The 13783-nt window shown below is 66.5% G+C and carries 11 protein-coding genes; 9 read left to right on the forward strand and 2 right to left on the reverse strand.

Going from position 1 to position 13783, the window contains the following annotated elements; translation table 11 throughout:
- The first annotated feature begins 73 nt into the window (after positions 1-73).
- The 6 genes from rplA (at position 74) to ACIQD6_RS00520 (ending at position 11293) form a co-directional block, all read left to right on the forward strand.
- Complete coding sequence (gene rplA, locus ACIQD6_RS00495; RefSeq protein ID WP_401876651.1) at positions 74-796, forward strand: 50S ribosomal protein L1; 723 nt, start codon at positions 74-76, stop codon at positions 794-796.
- A gap of 147 nt (positions 797-943) precedes the next feature.
- Complete coding sequence (locus ACIQD6_RS00500; protein ID WP_401876652.1) at positions 944-1876, forward strand: hypothetical protein; 933 nt, start codon at positions 944-946, stop codon at positions 1874-1876.
- 287 nt (positions 1877-2163) lie between these two features.
- Complete coding sequence (gene rplJ, locus ACIQD6_RS00505) at positions 2164-2724, forward strand: 50S ribosomal protein L10 (RefSeq protein WP_401876653.1); 561 nt, start codon at positions 2164-2166, stop codon at positions 2722-2724.
- A gap of 83 nt (positions 2725-2807) precedes the next feature.
- Entirely contained in the window at positions 2808-3191 is a 384-nt protein-coding gene (rplL, locus tag ACIQD6_RS00510) for a 50S ribosomal protein L7/L12 (protein ID WP_401876654.1), read from the forward strand.
- 579 nt (positions 3192-3770) lie between these two features.
- Positions 3771-7253 (forward strand): DNA-directed RNA polymerase subunit beta, encoded by a 3483-nt coding sequence (gene rpoB, locus ACIQD6_RS00515; RefSeq protein ID WP_401876655.1) that lies wholly within the window; start codon positions 3771-3773, stop codon positions 7251-7253.
- A gap of 125 nt (positions 7254-7378) precedes the next feature.
- Positions 7379-11293 (forward strand): DNA-directed RNA polymerase subunit beta', encoded by a 3915-nt coding sequence (locus ACIQD6_RS00520; protein ID WP_401876656.1) that lies wholly within the window; start codon positions 7379-7381, stop codon positions 11291-11293.
- Between the two features lie 130 nt (positions 11294-11423).
- Here ACIQD6_RS00520 and ACIQD6_RS00525 read toward each other — a convergent pair whose 3' ends face one another.
- Together ACIQD6_RS00525 and ACIQD6_RS00530 are read right to left on the reverse strand one after the other, a co-directional pair.
- Positions 11424-11891 (reverse strand): DUF5946 family protein, encoded by a 468-nt coding sequence (locus ACIQD6_RS00525; protein ID WP_401876658.1) that lies wholly within the window; start codon positions 11889-11891, stop codon positions 11424-11426.
- Positions 11892-11938: 47 nt separating this feature from the next.
- The gene (locus tag ACIQD6_RS00530; RefSeq protein ID WP_401876660.1) at positions 11939-12493 is read right to left on the reverse strand and encodes a DUF5946 family protein; all 555 of its coding nucleotides are present in this window, start codon (positions 12491-12493) and stop codon (positions 11939-11941) included.
- Between the two features lie 63 nt (positions 12494-12556).
- Here ACIQD6_RS00530 and ACIQD6_RS00535 point away from each other — a divergent pair, with 63 nt between their 5' ends.
- From ACIQD6_RS00535 to rpsG, 3 genes are all read left to right on the forward strand, one after another.
- A complete protein-coding gene (locus ACIQD6_RS00535) occupies positions 12557-12682 on the forward strand; it encodes a hypothetical protein (RefSeq protein WP_401876662.1) in 126 nt (41 codons plus the stop codon).
- A gap of 218 nt (positions 12683-12900) precedes the next feature.
- Positions 12901-13272 (forward strand): 30S ribosomal protein S12, encoded by a 372-nt coding sequence (gene rpsL, locus ACIQD6_RS00540; protein WP_003948652.1) that lies wholly within the window; start codon positions 12901-12903, stop codon positions 13270-13272.
- A gap of 2 nt (positions 13273-13274) precedes the next feature.
- Positions 13275-13745 (forward strand): 30S ribosomal protein S7, encoded by a 471-nt coding sequence (gene rpsG / locus ACIQD6_RS00545; RefSeq protein ID WP_030742163.1) that lies wholly within the window; start codon positions 13275-13277, stop codon positions 13743-13745.
- Positions 13746-13783 lie beyond the last annotated feature (38 nt).

Genomic DNA, 13783 nt, shown 5'->3' on the forward strand with positions numbered 1-13783 from the left:
GCAAGTCCCCAGTGGCAGGGCCATGCGCGGCCCGGACCACGAACTCCACACTGAAGAAACACCAGGAGAAGAAGTGAAGCGCAGCAAGGCACTCCGCGGCGCGGAAGCCAAGATCGACCGGGAGCGCAACTACGCCCCGCTCGAGGCCGTCCGTCTCGCCAAGGACACCACCACCTCCAAGTTCGACGGCACCGTCGAGGTAGCCATGCGTCTGGGTGTCGACCCGCGCAAGGCCGACCAGATGGTCCGTGGCACCGTGAACCTTCCGCACGGCACCGGCAAGACCGCCCGGGTCCTGGTCTTCGCGACCGGTGACCGTGCCGAGGCCGCGCGTGCCGCGGGCGCCGACATCGTCGGCGCCGACGAGCTCATCGACGAGGTTTCGAAGGGCCGTCTGGACTTCGACGCCGTCGTCGCCACCCCGGACCTCATGGGCAAGGTCGGCCGCCTCGGCCGCGTCCTCGGCCCGCGTGGTCTGATGCCGAACCCGAAGACCGGCACGGTCACCCCTGATGTCACCAAGGCCGTGAACGACATCAAGGGCGGCAAGATCGAGTTCCGCGTCGACAAGCACTCGAACCTGCACTTCATCATCGGCAAGGTCTCCTTCGACGAGACGAAGCTGGTCGAGAACTACGCCGCGGCGCTGGAGGAAGTCCTCCGTCTGAAGCCGTCCGCCGCCAAGGGCCGCTACATCAAGAAGGCCACCCTGGCCACGACGATGGGCCCCGGCATCCCGCTGGACGCCAACCGCACCCGCAACCTCCTCGTAGAGGAGGACCCGGCCGCCGTCTGACACTGACGGCAGTCGCGGGTCACACGCGTACGAAAGCCGGTCCCCGCCCCTCTCCGGAGGTGCGGGGACCGGCTTTCGTACGTGGCGGTGTCGGAGCCGTGCGTTACGGTGCAGGGGAGTTGACTCACAACCAAGGGGTGGTGGGACATGCGTATGTCCGGATGGGCGCGTGGGGGCGTCTCACTGACGGCCGTGGCGGCCTTGGCCGGTGTCGCGGGCTGCCAGGGTGACGGTGGCTCCGAAGAGGGGACTTCGGGCTCAGGGACGGCCCGGTCCCGGTCCGGTGCCACGGATGCCGTCACCGCGGCCTACGAGAAGACCTCGGCGGCGAAGTCGGCCAAGGTCCGGATGACGGTGTCGATGCCGACGTCCGTGGGCGTGGGCGGCGACATGGAGATGTCCGGCGTCATGGGGTGGGACCCCACCGTGATGGACATGACCATGAACGGAGCGGCCCTGGCGGCCGCCTCCGACGCCCCGGACGAGATCCGTATGGTGTGGCTCGACAACGCCATGTACATGGACCTGGGCGCCGCGGCCAAGGGCATGAAGGGCAAGAGCTGGCTGAAGCTCGACATGGGCGCCCCGGCCGATGACTCCGGGGACGCGGCGCTCGGCAAGCAGCTCGCGGGCGGCCTGAAGAACGTGAACCTGGACCCGGCCCAGCAGCTCGCCCTGCTGCTCGACTCGCCGAATCTGAAGCACGTCGGCGCGGAGAAGGTCGACGGAGTCCAGGCCGAGCACTACAAGGGCACGCTCACCCTGGACGAGCTGATGAAGTCCGACGGCTCGCTCGGTGTGCTCGGCGCGAAGGGCCGTGAGGCCCTCGTCGACACGATGAAGAAGTCCGGCATGAAGGGGTACGACACCGAGGTCTGGGTCAACGAGGACGACTACCCGGTGAGGATGGACGTCGGTACGAAGACCTCTCAGGGCACGGCCAAAGTCTCCGCGCACTACTCGGACTTCGGAGCGAAGACACAGGTCCAGGCTCCGCCGGCCGGTGAAACCTTCGATGTCGCCGAGCTGCTGAGTGAGCTCGGAACCGGTACGGGCGCGGGTGCCGCGAGCGGGCGCTGAGGGGTCCGGCAAGGACCCTAAACCTGTTCCGGCAGCCCGATTTGCCTGCCGGAGACTCGGTCACGTACTCTTCCCCAGAAGCCAAAGACCGCTGGTCGTTGCCGTGTGCTCGTAAGAGGGTACGGCGGCCGAAGGATCCGCTAGCTGCGGACGACCCGCGTAGGTGACTGTGGACAGCTCCCGGATTCCATTCGGTCGAGCTACGCCCCGTGCGCCTGCGCCGGGGCGTTTCGTTTTGCCCAGCCCCTTCTGAGCGGTCCTCATCACCCGGAAGGAGGCCGACGCTCATGGCAAGGCCCGACAAGGCTGCCGCGGTAGCCGAGCTGACGGACCAGTTCCGCAGCTCGAACGCCGCTGTGCTGACCGAGTACCGGGGTCTCACCGTGGCGCAGCTCAAGGAGCTGCGTCGTTCTCTCGGTGAGAACGCCCAGTACGCCGTGGTGAAGAACACGCTGACCAAGATCGCGGCCAACGAGGCCGGGATCAACCAGCTGGACGACCTGTTCTCGGGTCCGACGGCGGTTGCCTTCGTCACCGGTGACCCGGTGGAGTCGGCGAAGGGTCTTCGTGACTTCGCCAAGGACAACCCCAATCTCATCATCAAGGGCGGTGTCCTTGACGGTAAGGCGCTGAGCGCTGATGAGATCAAGAAGCTTGCGGACCTCGAGTCCCGTGAGGTTCTGCTCTCCAAGCTGGCCGGTGCCATGAAGGGCAAGCAGTCGCAGGCTGCCTCGCTCTTCCAGGCGCTTCCGTCGAAGTTCGTCCGCACCGCGGAAGCGCTTCGTGCCAAGAAGGAAGAGCAGGGCGGTGCCGGTACGCCGGCTCCCGTCGAGGCCGACTCCGAGTAATCACGCTCGTTCGGTCACAGCGGGCCGGTACGCCCGCGGAACTGTACATACGGCACCAGCCGAATAGTGGAAGGACCGCCATCATGGCGAAGCTCAGCCAGGAAGACCTGCTCGCGCAGTTCGAGGACATGACCCTCCTCGAGCTCTCCGGGTTCGTGAAGGCGTTCGAGGAGAAGTTCGACGTCACCGCCGCCGCCGCGGTTGCCGCCCCGGTCGCCGGTGTCCCCGGTGCCCCGGCCGAGGCCGAGGCCGAGCAGGACGAGTTCGACGTCATCCTCACGGGTGCCGGCGACAAGAAGATCCAGGTCATCAAGGTCGTGCGTGAGCTGACCTCCCTGGGCCTCAAGGAGGCCAAGGACCTCGTGGACGGCGCCCCGAAGCCCGTCCTCGAGAAGGTCGCCAAGGAAGCCGCCGAGAAGGCCGCCGAGTCCCTCAAGGGCGCCGGCGCCTCCGTCGAGGTCAAGTGACCTCGTTCGAGTCCGCAGCCGCGCGCCGGTAGGCGTGCGGAGGCAGTCTCGGCGCCGTGAGGCGCAGCGTTGACGCGAAGGGCGATCACCCAGTCGGGTGGTCGCCCTTCCGTGCTCCCGTGGGGGGTGCCTTGCTCTTCGGCTCGTGGCGAGTATCGTGATCATCGCCGTGCCTCCGTACCGCCTCGTGACTTTCCACATGGGGTGGGGGGCCTTGACGAACCGCACGCAGCGCGCAATTCTCAGGACGCGTCGTCACAATCGATCCGGATCCGAGGCATGGATCGACGGCGAAGAGGGCAGTATCGATGTGCGCCCAGTGGCGCGAGGTTTTGCCGCAGTTGAGACAAGGGTGTTGAGAAAAACGAGGGTGTCGGGAAACCCGCTCTGGACATCAGTGAGCCAAGTGGCTACACTGACCCTTTGCGCTGCCTGTTAGCTGCTCCCTGCCCGTCACCAGGGGCACCCCCTCGCAAGAGCACCGGTGAGTGAACGGCCCTGATCTGGGCTTTCCCTCTCCGTGCCCCGCTTGGGACCGGTACGCGCGTAGTGAGTCCGAGCCCTCGGAAGGACCCCCTCTTGGCCGCCTCGCGCAACGCCTCGACCACGAATACGAACAACGGCGCCAGCACCGCCCCGCTGCGCATCTCCTTTGCAAAGATCAAGGAGCCCCTCGAGGTTCCGAACCTCCTGGCGCTGCAGACCGAGAGCTTTGACTGGCTGCTCGGCAACGCCGCTTGGAAGGCTCGTGTAGAGGCGGCTCTCGAGAACGGGCAGGACGTCCCCAGGAAGTCCGGTCTGGAGGAGATCTTCGAGGAGATCTCCCCGATCGAGGACTTCTCCGGGTCGATGTCGCTGACCTTCCGCGATCACCGCTTCGAGCCTTCCAAGAACTCCATCGACGAGTGCAAGGAGCGCGACTTCACGTTCGCCGCCCCGCTCTTCGTCACCGCCGAGTTCACCAACAACGAGACCGGCGAGATCAAGTCTCAGACGGTCTTCATGGGCGACTTCCCGCTCATGACCAACAAGGGCACCTTCGTCATCAACGGCACCGAGCGTGTCGTGGTGTCCCAGCTGGTCCGTTCGCCGGGTGTGTACTTCGACTCCTCGATCGACAAGACGTCCGACAAGGACATCTTCTCCGCCAAGATCATCCCATCCCGGGGTGCCTGGCTGGAGATGGAGATCGACAAGCGCGACATGGTCGGTGTCCGCATCGACCGGAAGCGCAAGCAGTCCGTGACCGTCCTTCTCAAGGCTCTCGGTTGGACGACCGAGCAGATCCTGGAGGAGTTCGGCGAGTACGAGTCCATGCGCGCCACCCTGGAGAAGGACCACACCCAGGGCCAGGACGACGCGCTCCTCGACATCTACCGCAAGCTGCGTCCGGGCGAGCCCCCGACGCGCGAGGCGGCTCAGACGCTGCTCGAGAACCTCTACTTCAACCCGAAGCGCTACGACCTCGCGAAGGTCGGCCGCTACAAGGTGAACAAGAAGCTCGGCGCGGAAGAGCCGCTGGACGCCGGTGTGCTCACCACCGACGATGTCATCGCGACCATCAAGTACCTGGTGAAGCTGCACGCCGGTGAGACCGAGACGGTCGGCGAGTCCGGTCGTTCGATCATGGTCGAGACCGATGACATCGACCACTTCGGCAACCGTCGTATCCGTAACGTCGGTGAGCTGATCCAGAACCAGGTCCGTACGGGTCTCGCCCGTATGGAGCGCGTCGTGCGCGAGCGCATGACCACCCAGGACGTCGAGGCGATCACGCCGCAGACCCTGATCAACATCCGGCCGGTCGTCGCCTCCATCAAGGAGTTCTTCGGTACCAGCCAGCTGTCCCAGTTCATGGACCAGAACAACCCGCTGTCGGGCCTGACGCACAAGCGTCGTCTCAACGCCCTCGGCCCGGGTGGTCTCTCCCGTGAGCGGGCCGGCTTCGAGGTCCGTGACGTGCACCCGTCGCACTACGGCCGCATGTGTCCGATCGAGACGCCGGAAGGCCCGAACATCGGTCTGATCGGCTCGCTGGCCTCCTACGGCCGGGTCAACGCGTTCGGCTTCATCGAGACCCCGTACCGCAAGGTCATCGAGGGTGTCGTCACCGACGACGTCGACTACCTGACCGCCGACGAAGAGGACCGCTTCGTCATCGCGCAGGCCAACGCGACGCTCTCCGAGGAGATGCGTTTCGAGGAGTCCCGCGTACTGGTCCGCCGCCGTGGTGGCGAGATCGACTACATCCCGGGCGACGACGTCGACTACATGGACGTCTCGCCGCGCCAGATGGTGTCGGTCGCGACCGCCATGATCCCGTTCCTGGAGCACGACGACGCCAACCGTGCCCTCATGGGCGCGAACATGATGCGTCAGGCCGTGCCGCTGATCACGTCCGAGGCGCCGCTCGTCGGCACCGGCATGGAGTACCGCTGCGCGGTCGACGCCGGTGACGTCATCAAGGCGGAGAAGGAAGGTGTGGTCCAGGAGGTATCCGCGGACTACATCACCGTCGCCAACGACGACGGCACGTACACCACGTACCGCATCGCCAAGTTCTCCCGCTCGAACCAGGGCACCTCGGTCAACCAGAAGGTTGTCGTCAACGAGGGCGACCGGGTCATCGAGAGCCAGGTCCTCGCCGACGGTCCCGCCACCCAGCAGGGTGAGATGGCGCTCGGCAAGAACCTTCTCGTGGCGTTCATGCCGTGGGAGGGCCACAACTACGAAGACGCGATCATCCTCAGCCAGCGGCTGGTGCAGGACGACGTCCTCTCCTCGATCCACATCGAGGAGCACGAGGTCGACGCCCGTGACACCAAGCTCGGCCCCGAGGAGATCACCCGGGACATCCCGAACGTCTCCGAAGAGGTCCTCGCGGACCTCGACGAGCGCGGCATCATCCGTATCGGTGCCGAGGTCGTCGCCGGAGACATCCTGGTCGGCAAGGTCACGCCCAAGGGTGAGACCGAGCTGACCCCGGAGGAGCGTCTGCTCCGCGCGATCTTCGGTGAGAAGGCCCGTGAGGTCCGTGACACCTCGCTGAAGGTGCCGCACGGCGAGACCGGCAAGGTCATCGGTGTGCGCGTCTTCGACCGGGAGGAGGGCGACGAGCTGCCGCCGGGCGTGAACCAGCTGGTTCGCGTGTACGTCGCGCAGAAGCGCAAGATCACCGATGGTGACAAGCTCGCCGGCCGTCACGGCAACAAGGGCGTCATCTCGAAGATCCTGCCGATCGAGGACATGCCGTTCCTGGAGGACGGCACCCCGGTCGACATCATCCTCAACCCGCTGGGTGTCCCGTCCCGAATGAACCCGGGACAGGTCCTCGAGATCCACCTCGGCTGGCTCGCCAGCCAGGGCTGGAAGGTCGAGGGCAGCGAGGAGTGGATGGAGCGCCTGAAGGTCATCGGCGCCGACGAGGTCGCCTCCGGCACCAACGTCGCCACCCCGGTCTTCGACGGTGCCCGTGAGGACGAGATCTCCGGTCTCTTCGAGTCCACGATCCCGAACCGCGACGGCAACCGGATGGTGCAGCCGTCCGGCAAGGCGAACCTGTTCGACGGCCGCTCCGGTGAGCCGTTCCCGGACCCGATCTCGATCGGGTACATGTACATCCTCAAGCTCCACCACCTGGTCGACGACAAGCTGCACGCGCGGTCGACCGGCCCGTACTCGATGATCACCCAGCAGCCGCTGGGTGGTAAGGCGCAGTTCGGTGGTCAGCGCTTCGGCGAGATGGAGGTGTGGGCGCTGGAGGCTTATGGCGCCGCGTACGCCCTCCAGGAACTGCTGACGATCAAGTCCGACGACGTGACCGGCCGCGTGAAGGTCTACGAGGCCATCGTCAAGGGCGAGAACATCCCCGAGCCCGGCATTCCCGAGTCCTTCAAGGTCCTCATCAAGGAAATGCAGTCGCTCTGCCTCAACGTGGAGGTGCTGTCCTCGGACGGTATGTCCATCGAGATGCGCGACACGGACGAGGATGTCTTCCGCGCTGCGGAGGAGCTCGGTATCGACCTGTCCCGGCGAGAGCCGAGCAGCGTCGAAGAGGTCTGACGGGTTCGCCGGCCGGATCCCGTATCCGGCCGGCTCTCCCCGGACCCGTTCAGACCATTGCTGAAGTGCCCCATCTACTCGCTGACGCGAGGGGCTCGAACCCCCGAAAGAGGGATTGACGACAAGTGCTCGACGTCAACTTCTTCGACGAGCTGCGGATCGGCCTTGCCACCGCGGACGACATCCGGACCTGGTCGCACGGCGAAGTGAAGAAGCCGGAGACCATCAACTACCGCACGCTCAAGCCCGAGAAGGACGGACTCTTCTGCGAGAAGATCTTCGGTCCGACCCGGGACTGGGAGTGCTACTGCGGCAAGTACAAGCGTGTCCGCTTCAAGGGCATCATCTGTGAGCGCTGTGGCGTGGAAGTCACGCGCGCCAAGGTGCGCCGTGAGCGGATGGGCCACATTGAGCTGGCCGCGCCCGTCACCCACATCTGGTACTTCAAGGGCGTCCCGTCACGCCTGGGGTACCTGCTCGACCTCGCGCCGAAGGACCTTGAGAAGGTCATCTACTTCGCCGCGTACATGATCACGTTCGTGGACGAGGAGCGCCGTACGCGCGACCTGCCCTCGCTGGAGGCGCACGTCTCCGTCGAGCGTCAGCAGGTCGAGAACCGTCGCGACTCCGACCTCGAAGCCCGCGCCAAGAAGCTCGAGACCGACCTGGCCGAGCTGGAGGCCGAGGGCGCCAAGGCCGATGTGCGCCGCAAGGTGCGCGAAGGCGCCGAGCGTGAGATGAAGCAGCTGCGCGACCGTGCGCAGCGCGAGATCGACCGTCTCGACGAGGTGTGGAACCGCTTCAAGAACCTCAAGGTGCAGGACCTGGAGGGCGACGAGCTCCTCTACCGCGAGCTGCGTGACCGCTTCGGCACGTACTTCGACGGTTCGATGGGCGCCGCCGCGCTGCAGAAGCGCCTGGAGTCCTTCGACCTGAACGAGGAGGCCGAGCGCCTCCGCGAGATCATCCGTACCGGCAAGGGCCAGAAGAAGACCCGTGCGCTCAAGCGCCTCAAGGTCGTCTCCGCGTTCCTCCAGACCAGCAACAGCCCCAAGGGCATGGTGCTGGACTGCGTGCCGGTGATCCCGCCGGACCTGCGTCCGATGGTGCAGCTGGACGGTGGCCGCTTCGCGACCTCCGACCTGAACGACTTGTACCGCCGTGTGATCAACCGGAACAACCGCCTCAAGCGTCTCCTTGACCTCGGTGCCCCCGAGATCATCGTGAACAACGAGAAGCGGATGCTCCAGGAGGCCGTCGACGCGCTGTTCGACAACGGCCGCCGCGGTCGCCCGGTGACCGGTCCCGGTAACCGTCCGCTGAAGTCCCTGAGCGACATGCTCAAGGGCAAGCAGGGCCGTTTCCGTCAGAACCTGCTCGGCAAGCGAGTCGACTACTCGGCCCGTTCCGTGATCGTCGTCGGCCCGCAGCTCAAGCTGCACCAGTGCGGTCTGCCGAAGGCCATGGCGCTGGAGCTCTTCAAGCCGTTCGTGATGAAGCGCCTGGTGGACCTGAACCACGCGCAGAACATCAAGTCGGCGAAGCGCATGGTCGAGCGTGGCCGTACGGTCGTGTACGACGTGCTCGAAGAGGTCATCGCCGAGCACCCGGTGCTGCTGAACCGTGCGCCGACCCTGCACCGCCTGGGCATCCAGGCCTTCGAGCCGCAGCTGGTCGAGGGCAAGGCCATCCAGATCCACCCGCTCGTCTGCACCGCGTTCAACGCGGACTTCGACGGTGACCAGATGGCCGTCCACCTGCCGCTCTCCGCGGAGGCGCAGGCCGAGGCGCGCATCCTGATGCTCTCCTCGAACAACATCCTCAAGCCGGCCGACGGCCGTCCGGTCACCATGCCCACCCAGGACATGGTGCTCGGCCTCTTCTTCCTCACCACGGACGAGGAGGAGCGCAAGGTCAAGGGCGCGGGCCGGTCCTTCGGCTCCACCGCCGAGGCGACCATGGCGTTCGACAACCGGGAGCTGTCGCTCCAGGCGAAGGTCGACATCCGCTTCCCGGTGGGCACCATCCCGCCGCGCGGCTGGACCCCGCCGGTCTCCGACGAGGTCGACACCGACGGCACCGCCGTCGAGTGGCAGCAGGGCGACCCGTTCCGGCTGCGTACGACGCTGGGCCGCGCGCTCTTCAACGAGCTGCTGCCCGAGGACTACCCGTTCGTCGACTACTCGGTGGGCAAGAAGCAGCTCTCCGAGATCGTCAACGACCTGGCCGAGCGCTACCCCAAGGTCATCGTGGCGGCGACGCTCGACAACCTGAAGGCGGCCGGCTTCTTCTGGGCGACCCGCTCCGGTGTCACCGTCGCCATCTCCGATGTCGTCGTGCCCGAGGCGAAGAAGGCGATCGTCCAGGGTTACGAGGCCCAGGACGAGAAGGTCCAGAAGCAGTACGAGCGCGGTCTGATCACCAAGGACGAGCGCACCCAGGAGCTCATCGCGATCTGGACCAAGGCGACCAACGAGGTCGCCGAGGCGATGAACGCGAACTTCCCGAAGACCAACCCCATCTTCATGATGGTGAACTCGGGTGCTCGTGGAAACATGATGCAGATGCGTCAGATCGCCGGTATGCGTGGTCTGGTGTCCAACGCCAAGAACGAGACGATCCCGCGTCCCATCAAGGCGTCCTTCCGTGAAGGCCTGTCCGTGCTGGAGTACTTCATCTCCACGCACGGTGCCCGTAAGGGTCTGGCCGACACCGCCCTGCGTACCGCCGACTCGGGTTACCTGACCCGTCGTCTGGTGGACGTCTCGCAGGACGTGATCATCCGCGAGGAGGACTGCGGCACCGAGCGCGGTCTGAAGCTGCGGATCGCCGAGCGCGGCGCCGACGGTGTCCTGCGCAAGGCGGAGGACGTCGAGACGTCCGTGTACGCGCGGATGCTCGCCGAGGACGTCGTCGTCGACGGCAAGGTCATCGCGCCGGCAAATGTCGACCTGGGCGATGTCCTGATCGACGCCGTCGTGGCCGCCGGGGTCGAGGAGGTCAAGACCCGCTCGGTCCTGACCTGCGAGTCCGCGGTCGGTACCTGTGCCTTCTGCTACGGCCGCTCGCTGGCCACCGGCAAGCTGGTCGACATCGGTGAGGCGGTCGGCATCATCGCCGCCCAGTCCATCGGTGAGCCCGGTACCCAGCTGACGATGCGTACCTTCCACACCGGTGGTGTGGCCGGTGACGACATCACCCAGGGTCTGCCCCGTGTCGTCGAGCTCTTCGAGGCCCGTACGCCCAAGGGTGTCGCCCCGATCTCGGAGGCGGCAGGCCGCGTCCGTATCGAGGAGACCGAGAAGACCAAGAAGCTCGTCGTCACCCCGGACGACGGCAGCGACGAGACGCCGTTCCCGATCTCGAAGCGTGCCCGTCTGCTCGTGGGCGAGGGCGACCGGGTCGAGGTGGGCCAGAAGCTCACCGTCGGTGCCACCAACCCGCACGACGTGCTGCGGATCCTCGGTCAGCGCGCGGTCCAGGTCCACCTGGTCGGCGAGGTCCAGAAGGTCTACAACTCGCAGGGTGTGTCGATCCACGACAAGCACATCGAGATCATCATCCGGCAGATGCTGCGCCGTGTGACGATCATCGAGTCCGGCGACGCGGAGCTGCTGCCGGGCGAGCTGGTGGAGCGTTCGAAGTTCGAGAACGAGAACCGTCGTGTGGTCCAGGAAAGCCGCCAGCCGGCCTCCGGCCGTCCGCAGCTGATGGGTATCACCAAGGCCTCGCTGGCCACCGAGTCGTGGCTGTCGGCGGCGTCCTTCCAGGAGACGACCAGGGTCCTCACCGACGCGGCGATCAACGCCAAGTCGGACTCCCTGATCGGCCTCAAGGAGAACGTCATCATCGGTAAGCTCATCCCGGCCGGTACGGGCCTGTCCCGTTACCGCAACATCCGGGTCGAGCCGACCGAGGAGGCCAAGGCCGCGATGTACTCGGCCGTCGGCTACGACGACATCGACTACTCGCCGTTCGGCACGGGCTCCGGCCAGGCCGTTCCGCTGGAGGACTACGACTACGGTCCGTACAACCAGTGAGCGGGTGCCGGTTCCTCGCTCACCGGTTTCGGTGAGCGGGTCGCCGGTCGCTGATTCGACTGAAGGGCGGTCACCCCACGGGGTGGCCGCCCTTCGGCCGTGGGCGGGCGTAGAAGCCTCACGGCCGGTCTTAGTTGAGGGCCCGGTCGATCCATTCGCGTATCCGCGCGTGGTGGTCGGACCAGGCGTCCCACATCTCCGAGCCCCACGCCGTGAGCAGCTCGCCGTACTCCCGGGTGTCCCCGGCGGCCACCACGTCGGCGGCCGACAGCCGGGAGTGCAGGCTCTTCGCGGACGGCTGCGGCTCCAGCGGGCGGAAGCCCCCGTACGCCACCATGCGGCGGTGCAGCCGTGGGCCGAGCCGGGGATCGGCGTCGCTCTCCACGACCATGCACAGCGTCATCAGGCATATCGACAGCCGTCGCACCGAGCGGGGGTCGCCGCCGCCCGGGTGCTGGGCGACACAGCTGTCCACCAGAAGCTGGTGCAGCGGCTGCCGGTCCGCGTCGTTGTACGAGGCTGCCAGGAGCTCCAGGTAGGGCGCACGACAGCGTTCACAGCCCATCTCGCCGGGCCGGCTGTCCGTCGTCTCCGTCATGCGTTCGCCCTCGTCATGCGTTCGTCCTCGTCACGTGGCTGCCTCCGTCACATGCGGGGTCGCCCCTCCGCGAGCATGATCCGGGCCCAGCCCTCCACCGTCCGGTGCGAGCCGGACCAGGCCCGCCATACGGAGGACGCCCAGCGGGCGGTCGCGGCGGCGCGCTCCTCGGAGGGGGCGTGCCGTACGTCCAGGACGGTCACCGAGCCCAGCCCGGCCGGACCGGCGGGGGGCTCCAGCACGGGCCAGTCGTCCCTGCCCAGCCGGGGCAGCACCTCGCGGCTGATGCCGTTGAGCAGCCGCCGCATCCGGTCCTCGGAGAGACCGTGCTCCAGGTGCAGACAGAGGGCGGTCAGATGCACCGCCACCGACTGGCGCTGGCGTCTCTCCCGCTCGCCGCCGTACGGATGCTGCGCGGCGTAACAGTCGGTGGCCAGGCGCAGCACTCCCGGATCCGCGAGCTCGGCGGTCAGCAGGGAGAACTCCTGCCAGCAGCCGGGTGCGGCGGACATATAGGCATGCACCGGGGCCGGGATGTCCGCGACAGGCGCGGCGCAGCCCCTACAGGTCGTCGATCTCGGTAAGTCGGCTCCCACTGTCATACTGTCTCCCGCCCCACCCCGCCCCGTCTTCGTCTTATACGTTTTCCTGTCGCGCGCACTCGTATGCTCGCTGAGACGTTCGATCTGACCGGGCTGTGGGCGGGCGACGGCCGGGCGATGACCTGGCTCGATCCGATCCGGCCCCCCGCCACCGCCCCCGGCGTGTCGGGTGCGCGGCATTTGTTTTGACCGGAGTCGATGAGGTAGGTACGCTCAGACCTTGTGCCTGGGGTGTGCCTGGGCTCCTGTGCGTGTCTGCAACCGCCGAGGGGCTCGAGTACCGGCCACCGCAATCTGCGCCCTCCTCGCTTTCAGCGGGGTCATGCAGCATTCGACACACCCGACCGCGTGGGTCGGTGGGTGTTCCAGGTTAGTTTCACGAACGGCACACAGAAACCGGAGAAGTAGTGCCTACGATCCAGCAGCTGGTCCGGAAGGGCCGGCAGGACAAGGTCGAGAAGAACAAGACGCCCGCCCTTGAGGGTTCCCCTCAGCGTCGTGGCGTCTGCACGCGTGTGTTCACGACCACCCCGAAGAAGCCGAACTCGGCCCTCCGTAAGGTCGCGCGTGTGCGTCTGACCTCCGGCATCGAGGTCACGGCCTACATTCCGGGTGAGGGACACAACCTGCAGGAGCACTCCATCGTGCTCGTGCGTGGTGGCCGTGTGAAGGACCTGCCGGGTGTTCGCTACAAGATCATCCGCGGTTCCCTGGACACCCAGGGCGTCAAGAACCGCAAGCAGGCCCGCAGCCGCTACGGCGCCAAGAAGGAGAAGTAAGAATGCCTCGTAAGGGCCCCGCCCCGAAGCGCCCGGTCATCATCGACCCGGTCTACGGTTCTCCTCTTGTCACCTCGCTGATCAACAAGATCCTGCTCAACGGCAAGCGTTCCACTGCCGAACGGATCGTGTACGGCGCCATGGAAGGCCTCCGCGAGAAGACCGGCAACGACCCGGTCATCACGCTGAAGCGCGCGCTTGAGAACGTCAAGCCCACGCTCGAGGTCAAGTCCCGCCGTGTCGGTGGCGCCACCTACCAGGTGCCGATCGAGGTCAAGCCCGGTCGCGCCGCCACCCTCGCTCTGCGCTGGGTCGTGGGTTACTCCCGCGCCCGTCGTGAGAAGACCATGACCGAACGCCTCATGAACGAGCTGCTCGACGCCTCCAACGGTCTCGGCGCCTCGGTCAAGAAGCGTGAGGACACGCACAAGATGGCCGAGTCCAACAAGGCCTTCGCGCACTACCGCTGGTAGTCGCTCCCCCCATCGAGACCGAGAGAAGATTGAGCCTT

It is taken from the genome of Streptomyces sp. NPDC088400, assembly GCF_044753355.1.
In the GTDB taxonomy this organism is placed as follows: Bacteria; Actinomycetota; Actinomycetes; order Streptomycetales; family Streptomycetaceae; genus Streptomyces.